The sequence below is a fragment of the Micromonospora sp. NPDC048835 genome, assembly GCF_040649995.1.
Taxonomy (GTDB): Bacteria; Actinomycetota; Actinomycetes; order Mycobacteriales; family Micromonosporaceae; genus Micromonospora.
The window spans coordinates 1-19,459 of sequence record NZ_JBEZGM010000050.1 but is presented as its reverse complement, the minus strand read 5'-3'; the positions used below and the strand labels follow the sequence as shown (position 1 = coordinate 19,459).

The 19,459-nt window shown below is 72.4% G+C and carries 16 protein-coding genes; 10 read left to right on the top strand and 6 right to left on the bottom strand.

Features of this window, described 5'->3' with window-relative positions:
• Nucleotides 1-59: 59 nt before the first annotated feature.
• Nucleotides 60-554, top strand: a complete 495-nt coding sequence (locus AB0C15_RS31390; protein ID WP_357358149.1) for a hemerythrin domain-containing protein — start codon at nt 60-62, stop codon at nt 552-554.
• An 8-nt stretch (nt 555-562) separates the two neighbouring features.
• Here the strand turns inward: AB0C15_RS31390 and AB0C15_RS31385 are convergent, their stop codons facing one another.
• Entirely contained in the window at nt 563-997 is a 435-nt protein-coding gene (locus AB0C15_RS31385; protein ID WP_357358147.1) for a MerR family transcriptional regulator, read from the bottom strand.
• A gap of 56 nt (nt 998-1,053) precedes the next feature.
• On the opposite strand from AB0C15_RS31385, the gene AB0C15_RS31380 reads away from it, so the two are divergent.
• Nucleotides 1,054-2,043, top strand: a complete 990-nt coding sequence (locus tag AB0C15_RS31380) for an aldo/keto reductase (RefSeq protein WP_357358145.1) — start codon at nt 1,054-1,056, stop codon at nt 2,041-2,043.
• Nucleotides 2,044-2,285: 242 nt separating this feature from the next.
• Nucleotides 2,286-3,185, top strand: a complete 900-nt coding sequence (locus tag AB0C15_RS31375) for a TIGR01777 family oxidoreductase (protein ID WP_357358143.1) — start codon at nt 2,286-2,288, stop codon at nt 3,183-3,185.
• Between the two features lie 154 nt (nt 3,186-3,339).
• On the opposite strand, the gene AB0C15_RS31370 is transcribed toward AB0C15_RS31375, so the two are convergent.
• On the bottom strand, nt 3,340-4,581 hold the full coding sequence (locus tag AB0C15_RS31370; protein WP_357358141.1) for a PHB depolymerase family esterase: 1,242 nt from the start codon (nt 4,579-4,581) through the stop codon (nt 3,340-3,342).
• Nucleotides 4,582-4,791: 210 nt separating this feature from the next.
• Here AB0C15_RS31370 and AB0C15_RS31365 point away from each other — a divergent pair, with 210 nt between their 5' ends.
• The 3 genes from AB0C15_RS31365 (at nt 4,792) to lipB (ending at nt 8,023) form a co-directional block, all read left to right on the top strand.
• Nucleotides 4,792-6,624 carry a DUF2079 domain-containing protein gene (locus tag AB0C15_RS31365; protein ID WP_357358139.1) on the top strand — a complete coding sequence of 611 codons (1,833 nt, stop codon included), beginning with the start codon at nt 4,792-4,794 and terminating at the stop codon, nt 6,622-6,624.
• 255 nt (nt 6,625-6,879) lie between these two features.
• Nucleotides 6,880-7,284 (top strand): hypothetical protein, encoded by a 405-nt coding sequence (locus tag AB0C15_RS31360; protein ID WP_357358137.1) that lies wholly within the window; start codon nt 6,880-6,882, stop codon nt 7,282-7,284.
• Between the two features lie 97 nt (nt 7,285-7,381).
• The gene (gene lipB, locus AB0C15_RS31355) at nt 7,382-8,023 is read left to right on the top strand and encodes a lipoyl(octanoyl) transferase LipB (RefSeq protein ID WP_357358135.1); all 642 of its coding nucleotides are present in this window, start codon (nt 7,382-7,384) and stop codon (nt 8,021-8,023) included.
• Between the two features lie 38 nt (nt 8,024-8,061).
• Here the strand turns inward: lipB and aspS are convergent, their stop codons facing one another.
• Nucleotides 8,062-9,348, bottom strand: a complete 1,287-nt coding sequence (aspS, locus tag AB0C15_RS31350; protein ID WP_357358132.1) for an aspartate--tRNA(Asn) ligase — start codon at nt 9,346-9,348, stop codon at nt 8,062-8,064.
• A gap of 443 nt (nt 9,349-9,791) precedes the next feature.
• Between aspS and lipA the strand changes: the two genes are divergently transcribed.
• Entirely contained in the window at nt 9,792-10,787 is a 996-nt protein-coding gene (gene lipA, locus AB0C15_RS31345; RefSeq protein ID WP_357358130.1) for a lipoyl synthase, read from the top strand.
• Nucleotides 10,788-10,840: 53 nt separating this feature from the next.
• Nucleotides 10,841-12,559, top strand: a complete 1,719-nt coding sequence (locus tag AB0C15_RS31340; RefSeq protein WP_357358128.1) for a hypothetical protein — start codon at nt 10,841-10,843, stop codon at nt 12,557-12,559.
• Between the two features lie 169 nt (nt 12,560-12,728).
• Here the strand turns inward: AB0C15_RS31340 and AB0C15_RS31335 are convergent, their stop codons facing one another.
• A complete protein-coding gene (locus tag AB0C15_RS31335) occupies nt 12,729-15,815 on the bottom strand; it encodes an AAA family ATPase (protein ID WP_357358126.1) in 3,087 nt (1,028 codons plus the stop codon).
• A complete protein-coding gene (locus AB0C15_RS31330) occupies nt 15,812-15,982 on the bottom strand; it encodes a hypothetical protein (RefSeq protein WP_357358124.1) in 171 nt (56 codons plus the stop codon). Before AB0C15_RS31330 ends, AB0C15_RS31335 begins: the two co-directional genes overlap by 4 nt.
• A gap of 207 nt (nt 15,983-16,189) precedes the next feature.
• Between AB0C15_RS31330 and AB0C15_RS31325 the strand changes: the two genes are divergently transcribed.
• The gene (locus AB0C15_RS31325; RefSeq protein WP_357358122.1) at nt 16,190-16,876 is read left to right on the top strand and encodes a DUF4191 domain-containing protein; all 687 of its coding nucleotides are present in this window, start codon (nt 16,190-16,192) and stop codon (nt 16,874-16,876) included.
• Between the two features lie 313 nt (nt 16,877-17,189).
• On the opposite strand, the gene AB0C15_RS31320 is transcribed toward AB0C15_RS31325, so the two are convergent.
• Nucleotides 17,190-17,588: an RDD family protein gene (locus tag AB0C15_RS31320; RefSeq protein WP_357358120.1), complete on the bottom strand. Its 399-nt coding sequence runs from the start codon at nt 17,586-17,588 to the stop codon at nt 17,190-17,192.
• 262 nt (nt 17,589-17,850) lie between these two features.
• On the opposite strand from AB0C15_RS31320, the gene glnA reads away from it, so the two are divergent.
• Nucleotides 17,851-19,275 (top strand): type I glutamate--ammonia ligase, encoded by a 1,425-nt coding sequence (gene glnA / locus AB0C15_RS31315; protein WP_347659392.1) that lies wholly within the window; start codon nt 17,851-17,853, stop codon nt 19,273-19,275.
• The last annotated feature ends 184 nt before the right edge of the window (nt 19,276-19,459 follow it).

The following is a 19,459-nucleotide window of genomic DNA, read 5'->3' as shown; positions in this document are numbered from 1 at the left end:
ACCCGGCCCGAAGGCCGCCGTGGGCATGGAGGCGCGGGGACAAGCAGCATGGGACGAACGTGCACCCAGTCAATTCACCGGCCGACCGGCTCGCCGCCGTCGGCAACCAGATGATCGAGATCCATCTCTGGCTCCGCGCGGAACTGGCCCGGCTCCAGGCAAGCCTCGACGCCCCGTCCCGGGACCTGCGGGCACACTGCCTGACCTTCTGTGCCGCGCTCGGCCGACACCACACGGGTGAGGACGGGGGCGCGTTCCGGCTGCTGGCCGAGGAGATCCCGGAGCTGCGCCCGGTCATCCAGAACCTGATCACCGATCACGAGGTGGTGGCGGGCATCCTGGAACGGGTCGAGGCCCTCCTGGGCGGCGACGCAGGGGTGCCGGTCGCCCAGGTGCGCGCCGAGTTGGGCGGGTTGGCCGCCCTGCTCGAGTCGCACTTCCGCTACGAGGAGAAGCGGCTGGTCACGGCGCTGAACGCGCTCACCGGTCGACCCGGGACGACGGAGCAACTGCTCGGCCTGACCGTGCCGCCGCACGCCACAGGGCCCGGCTAAGGCCTGTTTCACAAGGGCGGTCGGGCCGAGGCGGAGTCCGGGCGGCGATCCGGTCTCCGCTGGGCCTGCGTGCCCGGGGTCGTGCCGGGCAGTTGCTCGTAGAAGCGGATCTTCTCCCGAAGGTGGTCGTACTGGCGTTGGAGCAGGCGCATCTGCTCCTCGACCCGCACCGCGTGGTGGCGCAGCAACTCGTGCCGCTCGTCGGCGGTGTGCTCGCCGTCGCGGGCCAACTGCGCGTACCGGCACATCTGCGCGATCGGCATCCCGGTGTCGCGCAGGCAGCGGAACAGCACCAGCCAGCCGAGGTCTTCGTCGGTGAAGATCCGCTGCCCACCCGCCGTGCGCTCCACGTCCGCGAGGAGGCCGATCTTCTCGTAGTACCGCAGAGTGTCCAGGCTGAAGCCGCTGCGGCGGGCGGCCTCCGAGGGGGCGTAACCGCTCATGTCGCGAGATGGTAGCGCTTGACCTGGAGCGCACTCCAGATTGGAGGCTGGTGACCATGACGACGACACGAACGCTGGGACGCAGCGGCATCACGGTGAGCGCGATCGGAATGGGGTGCTGGGCCATCGGTGGCCCGCTCTGGGGCGACGACGGGCAGCCGTTCGGCTGGGGTGAGGTGGACGACGACGAGTCGATCCGCACCATCCATCGAGCCCTCGACCTCGGGGTGACCCTGTTCGACACCGCGAGCAACTACGGCGCCGGGCACAGCGAGCGGATCCTCGGTCGGGCCCTCGCCGGACGGCGGGACAGCGTGGCCATCGCCACCAAGTTCGGCAACGTCAGTGAGGAGACCACCCGACTGGCGCTCGGCACCGACGCCGGCCCGGCCTTCGCGGTGCGCAGCCTGGAAGACTCGCTGCGCCGGCTCGGCACCGACCACGTCGACCTCTACCAACTGCACATCAACGCACTGCCGGTGCCCGCCGCACTCGATCTGGTCGACACCCTTGAGGCCCTTGTCGACCAGGGCAAGATCCGGTCGTACGGCTGGAGCACCGACGACCCGGCCTCGGCGGAGGCGTTCGCGGCCGCCGGCCCGCACTGCGCCGCGATCCAGCACGACGAGTCGGTGCTGCGCGACAACGCAGCGGTGCTCGCGGTCTGCGACAAACACGACCTGGCCAGCCTCAACCGTGGCCCGTTGGCGATGGGGCTGCTCACCGGGTCGACGCGGGCGGTCGGGGCGGACGACGTACGCGGACGGGCACCGGAGTGGCTGGAGTGGTTCACCGACGGCCGGCCGACGCCACGTTGGGCAGCCCGGGTCGACCAGGTCCGCGCGGCGCTGACCGCCGACGGTCGCACCCTGGCCCAGGGCGCGCTGGGCTGGCTGCTGGCGCGCAGCCCTCGTACCGTGCCGATTCCCGGCCTGCGCACGGTCGCCCAGGCCGACGAGAACCTGGCCACCCTGGAGCTGGGCCCACTGGACGCCGACTCCTACGCCGAGGTGGAGCGCCTCCTGTCCGACCTCCGCACCCCCTAACACGCCCTCACGCCCTCACGCCCTCGCGCCCTCACGCCCTCACGCCCTCGCGCCCTCGCGCCCTCACGCCCTCACGCCCTCACGCCCTCACGCCCTCGCGCCCTCGCGCCTCGGCGATCTTGCACTTGCTGTGCTGGCAAAACGGATTTAGCGGGGCGGAACGGCGACCGAAAGTGCAAGATCGGCGAGGGGTGGGGGCCGGGGGTGCGTCCGAGGGCGGAGGTTTGGACGAAGATGGGGGTATGCGGATCCTTCTGGCCGGCGCGTCCGGCTTCCTTGGCACCCGGCTGGCCGACCTGCTCGTCCGCGACGGGCACGAGGTCACCCGGCTGGTCCGTCGAGGGCCGGGTGGGCCGCAGGAGCGGCGATGGGACCCGGCCGCCGGGCACCTCGACCCGGCCGTGGTCGCCGAGGCCGACGCCGTGATCAACCTGGCCGGCGCGGGCGTCGGCGACAAACGCTGGAACGACGACTACCGGCGGTTGATCCGCACCAGTCGGGTGGACACCACCACCACGCTGGCGACCACGATCGCCGGGCTACCCGCCTCGGACCGGCCCCGGGTGCTGCTCAACTCCTCGGCCGTCGGCTGGTACGGCAACACGGGCGACCGCGCGGTCGAGGAGGACGCCCCGGCCGGCGAAGGTTTCCTGGCCGACGTCTGCCGGGTGTGGGAGGCCGCGACCCGCCCGGCCGAGGACGCCGGCGTACGTGTGGTTCGGCTGCGTACCGGCCTGCCCCTGCACCGCGACGGTGGCCTGCTCAAGCCGCAGTTGCTGCCGTTCAAGCTCGGCATCGCCGGCCGACTCGGCAGTGGCCGGCAGTGGCTGCCGTGGATCTCGATGGCCGACTGGCTGGACGCGATCCGCTTCCTGCTCGACAACGACGACATCGCCGGCCCGGTCAACGTGGTGGGGCCGAACCCGGTCACCAACGCCGAGTTCACCCGCGAGTTGGCCCGGCAACTGCACCGGCCGGCGGTCATCCCGATTCCCGCGCTGGCGCTCAAGGTGGCCCTCGGCGGCTTCTCCCACGAGGCCCTCACCAGCACCCGGGTCCTCCCCGGAGTCCTGACCAGAGCCGCCTACCCCTACCAGCACCCCACCCTCAACACTGCCCTAAAAGCAGCCCTAACCCCCTAACCCCCTAACCCCCCCCACCGACACCCGTGTTGATCAAGAGGTTTGCGTCAGAATCCGGCCGTCGGATGACGCAAACCTCTTGATCAACTTGGCAGGTGGGGTGGGGTGGGGTGGGGTGGGGTGGGGTGGGTGGGGTGGGTGGGGTGGGGGGGGGTTAGCAGCCGATTACCCAGTGGTTGGGGGCGGTTTGCTTGAGGGTGCTGGTGTAGAAGGTGTTGTAGAGGCCCATCCGCTCATTGGAGCCGTTGGCGTAGGCGTAGCCACCGGACTGGTACGCCCGACCGGCCGTCACGTGCGCGTAGTTGCTGGCCGTCACGCAGGTCGGCGCCGTGGTGGGGGTGGCCGTCGGGGTCGGCGTGGCGGTCGCGGTGGGGGTGGGGGTGGGGGTGGCCGTCGGGGTCGGGGTCGGGTTCGTCCCGCCGCCGTTCAGCCCGAAGAAGAGCGCGTCGCGGTACGTCGAGCAGATGGTGTCCAGGAAGTACGCGGTGGCGGTGCCGCACTGCTCGGTCGCCGAGCCCGGGTCGACGGGGGTGCCGTGGCCCATCCCGGAGATCCGGTAGAGGCGTACGTCGTCGTTGCCGTACACCTCGAGGCTGGTGTTGCCCGGCAGCGACGAGGTGCTGGTCGGGGTCTGCGACACGCCCCGCACGTTCGTCCACTGGTCGCGGGACTCCGTGCCGTTGAGCGGGGTGACTGTGGTGTCCGAGGTGCCGTGCCAGATGGCCACCCGGGGGCGCGGGCCGGTGTAGCCGGAGTACGCGCCCCGGACCAGGTCGCCCCAGGCGGCCGGGGTCTTGTCCGCGCCCGGGTTCATGCAGCTGAACGCGTTGACCATGCTGGTGGCGCAGCGGTACGGGATCCCCGCGATGATCGACCCGGCGGCGAACACGTCCGGGTAGGTGGCGAGCATGACCGCGCTCATCGCCCCGCCCGCGGAGAGCCCGCTGACGTAGACCCGGGAGCCGTTCACAGCGAAGTTCGCCTTGGCGTGGTCGACCATCTGCTTGATCGACAGCGCCTCGCCCTGCCCCCGGGTGGTGTCCCCCGCCTCGAAGAAGTTGAAGCAGGAGTTGGCGTTGTTGCCGGAGGGCTGCTGGGCGACGATCAGGGCGAACTTCCACTGGTCGGCGTACTTCTGCCAGCCGGAGTTGGCGAAGTAGCCGGATGCGTTCTGGACGCAGCCGTGCAGGAGCACGACGGCCGGGGAGTTGGCCGGCAGGTTGTCCGGCCGGTAGGCGTACATGGCGAGGTTGCCGGGGTTGGAACCGAACCCGGTGACCTGGGTGAGGGTGGCGGCCTGGGCGGGGGCGGCGATGGCGACCGCGCCGGCGGCGGCGAGGGCGATCCCGGCGACCGCACCGAGCAGCCGGGTGAGGGTGGACGAGGAGCGGCGCACGGCGGCCTCCTGGAGGGGCGGACTGTGAACTGGGTCACGGTCGAGTTGCCGAGACGTTACGACGACGTGTCGCCGCTATGACATGGGGCACAGTCACACATTCAAGGCAGCCGTTGTGTACGCGAAACCCGCCCGTCGCCACCGCACCGAAACCGACGACAACCGCCGGTCTGACCGGCCCGTCCAGGTCCGGTTGGTAACGTCCGCTGCGTGCCGTCCTCCCCGTCGCTGGCCACCGGGCCCGCACCAGCGTCACCGCCGCGCGTCGTCCGGGACCGCCGGGCCGACCTGATCGTCGTGCTGGTGGCGCTCGCGCTCGCCGTCTGGGTGACGAGTGGGCTGTGGCGGGACCCGAACACCCGCACCATCACCGTCAACTCCAGCGACCAGGCGCTGTTCGAGTGGCTGCTGGCCTTCGGCGGGCACGCGGTCACCCACGGGGAGAACCCGCTCTTCACCTACCTGATCAACGTCCCGGACGGCGTGAACCTCGCGGTCAACACGACGGTCACGGTGTACGCCGTCGTGTTCGCCCCACTCACGTACCTGATCGGGCCACCGGCCACGTTCCTGGTGATCCTCACCCTGAACCTGCTCGCCACCGCGCTGGTCTGGTACTGGCTGCTCTCCCGGCACCTGGTCCGCAGCCGGCTGGCCGCCGGGGTCGGCGCCCTGTTCATCGCCTACTCCCCCGGCATGGTGTCGCACGGCAACGCCCACCTGAACTGGACCGCCGGTTGGCTGGTGCCGCTGCTGATCTGGCGGCTGTTCGCGCTGCGCCGGGTCGGGCACTGGCTCCGCGACGGGCTGATCCTCGGCGTGCTTGTCGCGGTGGCCTTCTCGATCGCCGCGGAGGGGCTCTTCTTCACCGCGCTGGCGCTGGGGGTCTTCGTCGCCGTCTGGGCGCTGCATCCGGCCAACCGCGCCGAGGCACGCGCCGTGCTGCCCAGCTTCGTGCGTGGGCTCGGGGTGACCGCCGTGGTCGCCGGCGTGCTGCTGTCGTACCCCCTGTGGTTGCACTTCGCCGGGCCGCAGCGGTTTCACGGCACCGGCTTCGACCCGGTGATCCACTCCGAGGACATCGCGGCGTTCGCCGCCTTCCCGCGCCGCTCGCTTGCCGGCGAGGCCGGGTTGGGCACCTCGCTGGCACCGAACCCGACCGAGGAGAACTCGTTCTTCGGCATCCCGCTGCTGGTGCTGACAGTGGTCTGTTTCGTCGCGCTGTGGCGGCGGGCCGACCCGCACCGCCGGGCCACCCTCTGGGCACTGGGCGCCCTCGCGCTGATCTTCACGGTGCTCTCCTTCGGGCCGGTCGCCAAGGTCGACGGCCGGCGCACCGACCTGCCCATGCCGTTCGACGTGGTGGGACAACTGCCGGTGGTGAACGCCGCGCTGCCGGCCCGGCTGGCCCTGGTGGTCGCGCCGGTGGTCGGGCTGTTGCTGGCGTACGTCGTCGACCAGCTACGCGCCGCGCCACCCCGGCACCGCTCCACGGAGCTGGCCTGGCTGCTCGGCTTCGCGGTGGCCCTGGTGCCGCTGCTGCCCACCCCGCTGTTGACCGACGAACGGGAGCCGATCCCGCGGTTCATCACCTCCGGCACGTGGCGGGAGTACGTCTCGCCCGACGGGGTGCTGACCCCGGTGCCGCTCACCGTGGACATCTACCCGGACGGTCAGCGGTGGCAGGCGTACGCGCTGTCGCACCGGCAGGGCGAGTTCGCCATTCCGGGCGGCTTCTTCCTCGGCCCCGGCGGGCCGGACGGGCGGGGCCGGATCGGCCCGGTGCCGCGCACACTGAGCGCGTTGATGGACCAGGCGGGCCGCACCGGGCTGGTCCCGATCGTCACCGACGGCACGATCCAGGAGGTCCAGTCGGACCTGCGGCACTGGCGCATCGAGACGGTGGTGCTCGCCGACCAGGTGCACGGCGCGAAGTTCGAGGTCGACGAGGAGGCGCTGCGACGGACCGGCATCGCCCTGTTCGGCGAGCCGCAACGGGTCGACGACGTGTGGCTCTGGCGCATCCCGCCCACCGATCGGTAGACCACGACGCGGCCGGTCGGGGCATCACGACCGGCCGTCATCGCGTCTAATGGGCCGATGGAATCGACCGGCGGGCGATTGCGGCGTGCCACAGTCGTCGGGCTCGCGCTGGGGCTCGTCGCGCTCAGCGCTCCAGCGGCCACGGCCGCTGGCCGGCTCCGCCGCCTGGCATCCCGACGGCCGGCGGCTCGCGCTGCTCGCCTTCGATGGCTGCGCCGGCCTCAGGTGCACCGCCGAGCAGGTGGCGGCGCGCAATTGGCGAGTCGAGTTCCTGGACACGGCAACGGTCAGGCGGTCGGCCAGGCCCTGCCGGCCGGCACCTCGGTCAGCGGGATCGTCGGCTGGCGCGGCGACGACCCGCTCCTGCGGTTCGTCAGCAGGACGGAGGCGGACACGGACCGGCAGGCCACTCTCGCCGTGCTGTCGCCCGAGGGCGGTCGCGAGGTGCTGGTGACGACGCCGGTCGGGTCGACCGACCTGATGGTGCCGGGCGACCTGCTGACCCGGGCCGCGTTCGGTGGGCCGGAGCCCCGGCCGTCACCGTTCGCCGCCCCGCTCTGGGTCTACCTGACGCTGGCCGTGCCGACGCTGCTCGTGATCGCTCTCATCGTTCGCCGGGTCCGCCGCCACCGCGCTGCGATGGGCCCTGTTCCGGCCTGACGACGAGCCGCCGAGCGATGCCGCGACCGGCACGACGACGTCCTCGTGAGGCGGCTCACCAGGGATGATCGCCCCCGACGGGACTAGGCTGGTTGCCGTGACGACGACGACCCCCGGCCTGACGGCCGTCCGTGCCGGCCTGCTCGACTACCAGGCCGCCTGGGACGAGCAGCGGAGCCTGCACGAGTCGGTGGTGGCCGGCGAGCGCGGCGACACGGTGCTGCTGCTGGAGCACCCGAGCGTCTACACCGCGGGCAAGCGCACCGAACCGTGGGACCGGCCCATGGACGGCACCCCGGTGGTCGACGTGGACCGTGGCGGCAAGATCACCTGGCATGGGCCGGGGCAGCTCGTCGGTTACCCGATCCTGCGCCTGCCCGACCCGGTGGACGTGGTCGCCTACGTGCGCCGGACCGAAGAGCTGCTCATCGACGTGTGCGCCGAGTTCGGGCTGACCGCCGGTCGGGTCGAGGGGCGCAGCGGGGTCTGGGTGCCCGAGGACGACCGGGGGCCGGCCCGCAAGGTGGCCGCCATCGGCATCCGGGTGGCCCGGGGCGTCACCCTGCACGGCTTCTCGATCAACTGCGACTGCGACCTGACGTACTTCGACCGGATCGTGCCGTGCGGCATCCGGGACGCGGGCGTCACCTCGCTCACCGCCGAGCTTGGTCGGCCGATCAGCGTCGCCGACGTGCTGCCGGTGGTCGAGCGCCGACTCTCCACCCTCATCGAGGTCTGAGGCAGCGGCCCCCGGCTTACCGCCGGGGGCCGCTGCGCTCACGGAGTCAGCCGGTGCAGGTCACGGGGGAACGCGGTGACCTCGCGGACGTTCGCCGCACCGACCAGCCGGGCCACGAACCGTTCCAGGCCGATGGCGAAGCCACCGTGTGGCGGCATGCCGTGCCGGAACGCGTCCAGGTAACCGGCGTACGGCCCGGTCGGCTCACCCCGGGCCGCCAACGCCGCCAGGTAGTCGGCGTGCCGGTGCAGCCGCTGCCCGCCGGTGACCAGCTCCAGACCACGAAAGAGCAGGTCGAAACCGTTCGAGTACGCGGGCCGCGCCGGGTCCGGGTGGGTGTAGAACGGCCGCTTCGCCATCGGGTAGCCGGTGACGAAGAGGAAGTCCGACCCGTGTTCGCGGCGGGCCCACTCGCCGAGCGCGCGTTCGTGGGCGGGCGCGAGGTCCGGCTCGTCGGCGGGTGCGCCGGCGATCGTCAGTGCCTCGGTGAAGTGCACCGCCGGGATCTCCGCCGGCACCTGCGGCGGGGTGACGCCGAGCGTGGCAAGTGCGCCAGCGGCCTGCTCGCCGACGGTGGCGAGCATCCCGGCCACCGTGTCGCGCAGCACGCGCATCACGTCCCGGTGGTCGGTGACGAAGCCCAGCTCCGCGTCGAGCGACGTGTACTGCGCGAGGTGCCGGACGGTGTCGTGCGGCTCGGCCCGGAAGACCGGCCCCACCTCGTAGACACGTTCGAAGACGCCGACCATCAGTTGCTTGTAGAACTGCGGCGACTGGGCCAGGTACGCGGGCCGGCCGAACCAGTCCAGCGCGAACACGTTCGCTCCGCTCTCGGTGCTGGAGCTGACCACCTTCGGCGTGTGGACCTCCACGAAGTCGTGGGCGTCGAGTGCGGCCCGGAACCCGGCCACCGCGGCCGCCGAGATCCGCAGCGCGGACGACCGGGTGGGGTGCCGCAGCGCGGTGGGCGCGTTGTCCAGCTGGGTGGGCAGGCTGGCGGTGAGCGCCGGCCGGTACAGGTCGAACGGTGGTGGCACGGCGGGCGGCCCGAGTGGACGTACCGTCGGGTCGGTCAGCTCGACCCCGGCGGGCGCGGTGTCGTTCGCGGTGACCGTCGCGGTGACCTCGACGACCGTCTCCTCGGTGAGTTTCTCCAGCTCGGCGCGGACGGTCGGGTCGGTGACGACCACCTGGGCCAGGCCGGCGGCGTCCCGCACGATCAGGAACGCGACCGACTTGAGCAGTCGGCGGCGGTGTACCCAGCCGGCGATCCGCACGGTCGTGCCGACGTGCGCGGGCAGGTGGTGGGACAGGGTTCGTTGCATGGCGAGTTGCTCCTCGGTCGATCGCCACGCTTCGCTGCCCCGGGGCGGCGAAGCGTCGCATCAGCCCCAGGGAGGTGTGGGCGAGCGGGAACCTCGCGGTGCCACCACACCTTCGCCCCCACCGGAGCGGGGGCCTCGTTCGTCGCCTGGTGACCGGGGCCAGCCGGGCGGGATCTACTTGGCGTGGCCGCCGTTCTTCCCGCAGCTCGGGAGGGTCTTCGCACCCCGGCGCCAGACCGCCTCTCAGCACCGGCGGCTCTCTGCACTGGCGGGTCGGGGGCTACTCGGCTCCGTCATCGCTGTTGGCGGTGACCGTAGCACCCGAATCCCGCTCGTGTGACGCACATTTTCGACACTCCGGTGTCCGGCGTCACAACGTTTGGGGCGTGACGCCGGTCGCCTGGCGTACATAGACGGCTGCCGTCCGGCGTAGGCTCGTTTTCGTGACGATCGAGCACTCCGCGCCGACGACCGGCCAGGCAGCGCGCACCGCGACGGCAGCCCCTGAGGGGCGGCGTCTGCTGCGCATCGAGGCGCGCAACGCCGAGACGCCGATCGAGCGCAAACCGCCGTGGATCAAGGTCAAGGCCAAGATGGGCCCGGAGTACACCCAGTTGCGCGGGCTCGTCTCGCGCGAGGGGCTGCACACCGTCTGCCAGGAGGCCGGCTGCCCCAACATCTACGAGTGTTGGGAAGACCGGGAGGCCACCTTCCTCATCGGTGGCGACCAGTGCACCCGGCGCTGCGACTTCTGCCAGATCGACACCGGAAAGCCGGCCGAGTTCGACGCCGACGAGCCGCGTCGCGTCGCCGAGTCGGTGGTCTCGATGGGGCTGCGCTACGCCACCATCACCGGTGTCGCCCGGGACGACCTGCCCGACGGCGGCGCCTGGCTGTACGCCGAGACCGTCCGGCAGATCCACGCCCTGCAGCCCGGCTGCGGCGTCGAGCTGCTGATCCCGGACTTCAACGCGGTGCCCGAGCAGTTGGCCGAGGTCTTCGGCTCCCGCCCGGAGGTGCTGGCCCACAACGTGGAGACCGTGCCGCGCATCTTCAAGCGCATCCGGCCGGCATTCCGCTACGACCGTTCGTTGGACGTGATCCGGCAGGCCCGCGCCGACGGCCTGGTCACCAAGAGCAACCTCATCCTGGGCATGGGCGAGGAGCGGGCCGAGGTCTCGCAGGCGCTGCGCGACCTGCACGACGCCGGATGCGAACTGATCACCATCACGCAGTACCTGCGCCCCACCCCCCGCCACCACCCGGTGACCCGCTGGGTCAAGCCGGAAGAGTTCGTGGAGCTGCGCGAGGAGGCCGAGGAGATTGGCTTCGCCGGCGTGATGAGCGGGCCGCTGGTGCGCTCGTCGTACCGGGCCGGCCGGCTCTACAAGCAGGCCATCGACGCCCGCGCCGCCGCCTCGGTCGCCGTCGTCAGCTGACGTCGCCGGCAGCGCCGCGCGGCCGTTCCACGCCCGGGTGTCATGATCCTGTGATGACCGTCGGGGTACGCGAGCAGCCGCGCGGTGCGGGCTCGCCCCGCCCGCGACCGGGCGCACCGGCCGGCCTGGTCGGCTGGCTCACCGGGTTGGCCGTGGTCGGCGGGGTGGGTTACCGCCTCTGGCTGCTGCTGAACGCCGCGCCGCCGACGAACAGCGACGAGGCCACCATGGGGTTGGCCGCGCTGCACATCGCCCGGGGCGAGGGCTTCCCGGTCTGGTTCTACGGTCAGCAGTACATGGGCACGCTCGAGGCGTACCTGGCCGCGCCGGGGTTCGCCCTCGCCGGTGGGCCGTCGCTGCTCGGGCTGCGACTGCCCACGATTGCCCTGTACGCGCTGTTCCTGCTGCTGGCCTGGCGGCTGACGCTGCGACTGACCGGGGACCGGTGGTTCGGGCTGCTGGTGGTCGTACTCCTGGCCCTGGGCTCCGACCGGATCGTCAAGAACCAGCTCATCGCCGGCGGCGGTTATCCCGAGATGAACGCGGCCGGGGTGGCGCTGGCCCTGCTCGCAGTGGATCTCGCCTCCGGTCGACCGGAGCGGCGGACGGCCGACACCCGGCGACCCGACGGGCGGACGGCCGACACCGGGCGACCCGGTTGGCGGCTGGCGCGCTGGGCCGCGTGGGGGTTCCTGGCCGGGCTGATGCTCTGGGTCGACCCGCTCGTGCTGCCGTACGTGGCCGCCACCGGCGCTGTCCTCATCGGGTTCTGCCGCCGGGAGCTGTGGGGTGCCGCCGGGGCGCTGCTCGGGGCGGCGGCCGTGCTGGGGGCGGCCCCGCTGCTGCTGCACAGCGCGCTGACCGGACGCAACCCGCTGCACGCCGTCCTCGCGGCCAGCGGCGGAAACGCCGACGCCGGCTGGCCGGACCGGCTGCACGGTGCTCTGGTGCTCGGCCCCGGACTGGGCATGGGCTTCTGCGCCCCCGGGCAGTGCGCCACCTGGCAGCTGTGGTGGGCGCTCGTCCTGCCACTGCTGCTGGCCATCGCCGGCGTCACCGCCTGGCGGGCCCTGCGCAGCCCCGGCCCGACCCCGATCTCCACCGACCCCGCCGCTGTCGGCGTTGTGTCGGCCCGGGTGGCGGCGGCGGTTCGGCTGGCGCTCGTGCTGGCCGCGGTGACCACCCTCGGCGCGTACACCGTGAGCAGTTCCGCCGGGCTCACCCCGGTGGAGAGTTCCCGCTACCTGTCCTGCCTGCTCATCTCCCTGCCGGCACTGCTCTGGCCGGTTTGGGCGGCGGCTCGGCACGGGCTGCGCCGCGCGTCGACCGGCGAGCACGCCGTCGGGTCGACGCTGGCCCGGTCGGTCGCGGTGGTGTTGCTCGCCGCCACGCTCGGCACCGCCGCCCACGCCACCTGGCGGGCAGCGCAGACAGTGCCGGCGACCCGGGCCGCCGAGGCCCGGCACACCGAGTTGGTGAGCACCCTGCGTCAGCTCGGTGTGCGGCACGTGCGAGCCGGTTACTGGACCTGCAACCGGCTCACCTTCGCCAGCGCCGAACGGGTGGTGTGTGCCGTCGTCGACGACACCCTGCGCCCCGGCTTCGACCGCTACCCCGCGTACCGCCGCGAGGTGGACGGCGCGGCGAGACCGGCCTGGGTCGCGCCGACCGGCTCCCCACTGGCGGACGTGCTCGACGAGCGACAGCGCGCCGAGCCGGGCAGCCTCGACCTGGTCACGGTCGACGGCTGGCGCATCTACCTGCCGCGCTGACACCGGACGACGGACGCCCGCGCGGCGGGCCTCCAGCGTGGCGGGCCGGCCGGCCGGCGGCACGTCGGCGTAGAGGCACGGCGGCACGGCGGCACGGCGGCACGGCGGCCGTGGAGACACGGCGGGCCGTCAGCGCGGTGGCCCTTCAGCGCGGCGGCGCGGCGGGCCGTCAGCGCGGGGCGGCGGTCTCGGTGAGCAGGCCGAGGCGGTGGGCGAGGGCGGCGGCCTCCATCCGGTTGGTCACGCCCAGCTTCGCGATGATCCGGGAGACGTGCACGCTCGCCGTCTTCGGCGAGATGAACAGTTGCTCGGCGATCCGGCTGTTGCTGTGCCCCTCCGCAACCAGGCGCAGCACCTCCCGCTCCCGGGCGGTCAGCAGGTCCGCGCCGGCCCCGCCCCCGGCCGCCCCGCGCAGGCCGACCCGCCGCGCCAGGGTGGTGGCCGCCTCGACCAGCGGCGTCGCACCCAACCGGCGGCCGATCTCGGTGGCCTCGACGACCGCTGCCGCCGTCTCGTCGCGGCCCCCGGCGGCGGCGGTCACCTCGGCCAGGGCCAGCAGCGCCCGCCCCAACGGGTACGGCTGCCCGTCGGCCCGCCACGCCTCGACCGCCGTACGCCACGCCGGCAGCGCCTGGTCGCCGACCGCGAGCAGCGCGGTGACCTGGGCGGCGTGCGCGCGGGCCGCCGGGTGCCGCGCCGGCAGGTCGGTGGCGAGCGCCGCCACGGCGGCTGCCAGCTCCCGGTCACTCACCCGGGCTGCGGTACGCGCGGCGGCGCTGAGCACCGGCCAGCCCTCCCGGGGCAGCCGCGGCAGACTCTCGTCGGCCACCGCGACACGGGCCGCCCGTACCGCCTCGATCTTGTCGTCCGCGGCCAGCGCCGCCTCGATCGCCAGTTCGTGCAGGGGCAGGCGGTGGTTGGGCCACAGGTAGGGCCGGCCGAGGAAGGTGAGCGCCCGGTCGACAAGCTCCTCGGCGCCGGGGTGGGCGCGGGCCAACCGCAGCCCCGCGCCCAACTGGAGCCAGTGCAGCCCGGTGACACCGGACAGGTCGATCCGGGCGGCCTCCGCGCAGACCGCCTCGGCCTCGTCCCACCGTCCCAGCGCGATGAGCGCCTCCGCCCGGTTGGAGAGCAGGTACGCCCCCGTCGAGCGGCTGATCCCCACCCGTCGCGCCTCGGCGGCGCCGGCCTCGGCGGCCTGCGCGGACTCGGCGTAGCGGCCCAACTCACAGAGCATGTCCGACTCGAACACCATGGCGAGCACAAGCGTCGGTGCGTCCCCGGCCGCCCGGGCCGCGGCGGCCGCCCGGCCCAGCTCGGCCAGCCCACCGGTCAGGTCCCGCTCGCCGTGGCAGAGCAGCGCGATCCGCGTCGACAGCAGGGCCACGTGCTCGCCGAGAGCCTCGGCGTCGGCACCGGCCTCGGCTGCCACCCGCGCCGCCTTCTGCGGATCGATCTTGACCAGGTGGGTGGCGATGTCGGCGAGCAGCCGGAGCCGCTCCACGCCGGGCGGGCCCCCGGCCGCCAGCCGGTACGCCTCATCCAGCTCCCGACTGCCGTCGCTCTTGCCGAGCACGGCCATCAGTCGACCCCGCTGATCCAGCAGGCGGGCGGCGCGCAGCGGCGCGGCGTCGGCGTCCACCTCGGCCAGCCCGGCCCGGGTCAGGGTGATGGCCCGGCTGAAGTCGCCGGCGGTGACCGCGGCGCTGAGCGTCTGCTCCAGCAGCGCCAAATGGTCCATGCCGAGCAGGTCGGCGGCGTCCGGCACCAGCTCCCACAACTCCAGCGCCCGCTCCAACAGTCGGCGCTGCTCCGCGTACGCGTACCTGTCGGCGGCGGCACACGCGGCGGCGCGGGCGGCGACGAGGGCACGCGGGTGGTCGTGGGCGGCGTACCAGTGGTGGGCGATCTCGGCCGGGGCCCGGCCGGCGGCGACCAGGTGCGGTTGGGCCTCGATGGCGGCGGCGAAGCGGGCGTGCAGCCGGGCGTGCTCACCGGGAAGCAACTCGTCGTGCACCGCCTCGCGGACCAGCGCGTGCCGGAACTCGTAGTCACCGTCCCGGTCGGCCACGACCAGTTGGGCGGCGACGGCGGCGCGCAACGCGTCCTCCAATTCGGCCTCGGGCAGCCCGGCGACCTCGGCGAGCAGGTCATGGGCGAAACGGGTGCCGCCGGCCGCCGCGATCCGCAACACCCGCTGGGCCGGCTCGGGCAGTCGGTCCACCCGGGCCAGCAGCAGGTCACGCAGCGTCTCGGGGAGCGCCGCGCAGCCGACCGGGTCGCCGGCGACGGCCAACTCCTCGATGAAGAGGGGGTTGCCCTGGGTGCGGTCGTGCACATCGTCGACGGCCCGGGCGAGCGGTTCGACGCCGAGCAGGTCGGCGAGGATCGCGCCGGTGCCGTCACGGTCCAGGCGGCCCAGCTCGACCCGTTCCACGCCCCGGGCCCGGTCCAGTTCGGCGAGGAACGGGCGCAGCGGGTGCCCGCGCTGCAACTCGTCCGTGCGGTAGGTGCAGACCAGCAGCAGCCGGGCCGGCCTCGCCGCCCGGACGAGGAACCCGATGAGGTCACGGGTGGAGCGGTCGGCCCAGTGCAGATCCTCGATGATCAGGACCAGCGGGCGTACATCGGCCAGCCGTTGGAACAGCTCGGCGACCAGGTCGAACAGGTAGCCGCGCGGGGCGTCGCTGAGCGGGACGGCCCGTGCGGTGGCAAGCGTCGCGGAGACGCGGCCCAACTCCGGCAGGAGCGGGGCGAACTCCGCCTCGTAGCCGGCGAAGACCTCGGGACCGTCGGCGCGGAGCACCGCACGCAGCGCGGCGGCGAACGGCGCGAACGGCAGACCCGCCTCGCCCAGTTCCAGGCACTGGCCGACGAGCACCCGTGCCGCGCCCTCGGTGGCCCAGCCGGCGAACTCCTCCAGCAGCCGGGTCTTACCCACACCCGCCTCGCCGCCGACAAGCACCGTCGTCGGCTCCCCGGCCCGCGCCCGACCCAGCGCGTCCCGTAGTGCCGCGATCTCGCGGTGACGCCCGACGAGGACGGAACTGGCGGCGCGTACGGTCACATGGTCGAGCATGCCATGGCGGCCCGCCCCACCGTCCCCGCCGATCGGCCGGTGGCCGGGCGACGGGGACGGCTCCGGTCGAGCCACACCTCCGGCCGACGCGGTGACCCTGGCAGCCGCGTTGGGCACGGTCGACGTGGTGGCCGCGTTGGGCGCGGTGAACGTGGCGGCCGCGTTGGGTGTGGTCACCGGCGGGCGTCGCTGGTGCGACCGGCCTGCCGGCGCCGGCCCAACCACCCGCGGCTGACCGGACGGGGCAGCGACCGGGCGAGCCGGTCGGCGGCCGCGTCGGCGCGCAACTCGGCGGCGTGGGAACGGTGCAGGGTGAGCAGGAAGTCTGCGTCGTTGCCGAACATGTCGGGCTCCTTCGTGGCGTCGTCGTCTGCTGCTGACGACTCTTCGCGCGAAGGCCCCACCCGGGCATGGGCACGATGCCTCATCTTCCCGGTCGGCACCCTCCTTACCCGTCCGGTTCGGGAGCCGCAGGCGACGTAAGGTACTCAGTTGCCCCGGCACCCGGACGCGGATCAACGGGGCAGGCGGCGACCACTAGACTCTTTGGCATGGCAAAGCCCCAGGAGAAGGTCTCGTTCGGCCAGCGGCTGAAGCAGATCGGGATGGTGTTCCAGTTCACCGCCAAGCAGGACCGGTGGTTCGCGCCGTTGGTCGCCGCCGCGGTGCTGATCCCGCTCGCGCTCACCGTGGTCGCGGTCATCCTCTGGAGCTGGATCTGGCTGCCGATCGGCATCCTGTTCGTCCTGCTCGCGGTGCTGATCGTGCTCAACCTGCGGTCCAACAAGGCGATGATGAACGCCGCCGAGGGGCAACCCGGCGCGGCGGCGCAGATCATGGAGAACATGCGCGGCGACTGGCGGGTGACCCCGGCGGTCAGCTCGACCACCCAGATGGACATGGTCCACCTGGTGATCGGCCGTCCGGGCGTGATCCTGCTGGCCGAGGGCAACCCGCAGCGGGTGCGCGGGCTGCTCGGCCAGGAGAAGCGACGGCTGTCCAAGGTGATCGGCTCCGCTCCCCTGCACGACTACGTGATCGGGCAGGACGAGGGCGAGCTGCCCATCCGCAAGCTCCGCACCACGCTGCTGCGCCTGCCCCGCGCCCTCTCCGGCAAGGACGTCAACTCGCTGGACAAGCGACTCAAGGCCCTCACCGCCCGACCGCAGATGCCCAAGGGCGCGATCCCGAAGAACATGCGTCCGCCGGGCGCCTTCCGCCAGTCGCGGGGCCGCTGACCCCCAAGAGGTACGCGTCGAAGGAGCCGGACCCTGGCGGGTCCGGCTCCTTCGTGTACTCCCCCATGCCGCCCCGCGCCCCGCGGGCGAGACAGCAACATCCCTGATGTTGCGGGATCTTGGCGACGCGGGCGCGGGGCCGGCGCGGGCAGAGTCATGATCGTGCTCGAACGTGGGAGTCGGGGCCTCCGCCGTGTGCAGGCCACTAGATCAATGATCGGGCACGATCTTGGGGAGGCCGAGACTCGGCCCAGGCGCGATCTTGGGGAGGTCGAGGCTCGGTTCAGGCGTTTTGGGGACGCCGAGGGGCGGTTCAGCTACGGGGGGCGTCGACGATGACCGAGTCGGCGAGTCGGTCGTGCAGCCCCCGGCGGTGCTCATCCATGATCAGCGCGGGGACGACGAGGGCCAGCAGCAACCCCCGGATCAGCCCTCGGAGCACTCCGATCCGACCGCCGTCGTGCCAGTTCACGCAGCGGATCTTCGTGATGTACATGCCGGGTGTCTGGGCGAACAGGCCGAGGAAGAAGCCGTACACCAGGACCAGTACCAAAACCGGTGCCCAGTCGTCGCGTACCGGATCGGCGAAGAAGTTGGACACCAGCAGACAGAGCACCCAGTCGATGATCAGGGCACCGAACCGCCGCCCGAGGGTCGGTGGGGTGAAGGTGGGGTCGGTGGCTGGCGCTGCCGGGGTGTGCGGATTGGTCACAGCGGTCAAGGGTATCCGCGCCGGAATGAGGGCCTGCCGGGTGCCGTCGTCACTGTGTGCCGATTCAGGCCAAACGCATCAGATGTCACTAGACTGGCACAGTCGGTACGGCGTTCGCAGCGGACCGAGGCGTCGACCGGAGCGTCGCTGACGCTGCGCGAGGGACGTAACACGGCAGAAACAACGGAGACACGGCCGGGCAACCCCCCGGCCCTAGCGTCGCCAGAAGCCTAGCCACCCAGTGGACGTGCCAGGAGGATGTGTGTTCGCCAATCCCGAGGAACTGCTGCGATACCTCAAGAACGAGGACGTGAAGTTCGTCGACGTTCGTTTCTGTGACCTTCCCGGCGTGATGCAGCACTTCAACCTGCCGGTCGAGTCCGTCAACGACGACCTCTTCACCGACGGCCTCGCGTTCGACGGTTCGTCGATCCGCGGTTTCCAGGCGATCCACGAGTCGGACATGCTCCTGCTCCCGGATGTCGCCACCGCGTTCATCGACCCGTTCCGCGCGCAGAAGACTCTCGCGCTGAACTTCTTCATCCACGACCCGTTCACCCGCGAGGCGTACACCCGCGACCCGCGCAACGTCGCGAAGAAGGCCGAGGCGTACCTCGCGGCCAGCGGCATCGCCGACACCGCGTACTTCGGCGCCGAGGCGGAGTTCTACATCTTCGACTCGATCCGCCACGAGACCTCGGCGCACCAGTCGTTCTACTACATCGACTCGATCGAGGGCGCGTGGAACACCGGCCGCGAGGAGGCCGGCGGCAACCGCGGTTACAAGACCGCGTACAAGGGTGGCTACTTCCCGGTGCCCCCGGTCGACCACTACGCCGACCTGCGCGACTCCATCGTGCGCCGTCTCGTCGACACCGGCTTCACTGTGGAGCGTTCGCACCACGAGGTGGGCACCGCCGGCCAGTCCGAGATCAACTACAAGTTCTCGACGCTGCTGCACGCCGGCGACCAGCTCCAGCTCTTCAAGTACATCGTGAAGAACGAGGCCTGGGCCAACGGCAAGACCGCGACGTTCATGCCCAAGCCGCTCTTCGGTGACAACGGTTCCGGCATGCACACCCACCAGAGCCTCTGGCTCAACGGTGAGCCGCTGTTCTACGACGAGACCGGCTACGCCGGCCTGTCCGACATGGCCCGCTGGTACATCGGCGGTCTGCTGCACCACGCCCCGTCGCTGTTGGCCTTCACCAACCCGACGGTCAACTCGTACCGTCGCCTGGTGCCCGGCTTCGAGGCGCCGGTCAACCTGGTCTACTCGCAGCGCAACCGCTCCGCCTGCACCCGCATCCCGGTGACCGGCAGCAACCCGAAGGCCAAGCGCGTCGAGTTCCGCGTTCCGGACCCGTCGGCCAACGTCTACCTGGCCTTCTCCGCCATGATGATGGCCGGCCTGGACGGCATCAAGAGCAAGATCGAGCCGCCGACGCCGATCGACAAGGACCTCTACGACCTCCCGCCGGAGGAGTGGGGCGACGTCAAGCAGGTCCCCGGCTCCCTGCCGGCCGTGCTCGACTCGCTCGAGGCCGACCACGACTATCTGCTCGACGGCGGCGTCTTCACGCCCGACCTGATCTCCACCTGGGTCGACTGGAAGCGCGCCAACGAGGTCGACCCGGTGCGTCTGCGCCCGACCCCGCACGAGTTCGCCATGTACTACGACTGCTGAGCAGTCCTACGCACGACGACTGCCGAACAGTCGCTGGAACACCGGCCGGGGGGGGGGGGGGGGGGGGGGGGGGGGCGGCGGGGGGGGGGGGGGGGGGCGGGGGGGGCGGGGGGGGGGGGGGGGCGGCGGCGCGGGGGGCCGCCCCCGGCCCCCCCCCCAAACCCCCCCCCCCCGGCGGGGGGCG

Bases quoted from the DNA above. Each gene is read 5' to 3' on its own strand.
- AB0C15_RS31385 (WP_357358147.1), bottom strand. From the start codon at position 997: ATGAGCGGTTACGCCCCCTCGGAGGCCGCCCGCCGCAGCGGCTTCAGC.
- AB0C15_RS31380 (WP_357358145.1), top strand. From the start codon at position 1,054: ATGACGACGACACGAACGCTGGGACGCAGCGGCATCACGGTGAGCGCG.
- AB0C15_RS31375 (WP_357358143.1), top strand. From the start codon at position 2,286: ATGCGGATCCTTCTGGCCGGCGCGTCCGGCTTCCTTGGCACCCGGCTG.
- aspS (WP_357358132.1), bottom strand. From the start codon at position 9,348: ATGCAACGAACCCTGTCCCACCACCTGCCCGCGCACGTCGGCACGACC.
- AB0C15_RS31340 (WP_357358128.1), top strand. From the start codon at position 10,841: ATGACCGTCGGGGTACGCGAGCAGCCGCGCGGTGCGGGCTCGCCCCGC.
- AB0C15_RS31330 (WP_357358124.1), bottom strand. From the start codon at position 15,982: ATGTTCGGCAACGACGCAGACTTCCTGCTCACCCTGCACCGTTCCCAC.
- AB0C15_RS31325 (WP_357358122.1), top strand. From the start codon at position 16,190: ATGGCAAAGCCCCAGGAGAAGGTCTCGTTCGGCCAGCGGCTGAAGCAG.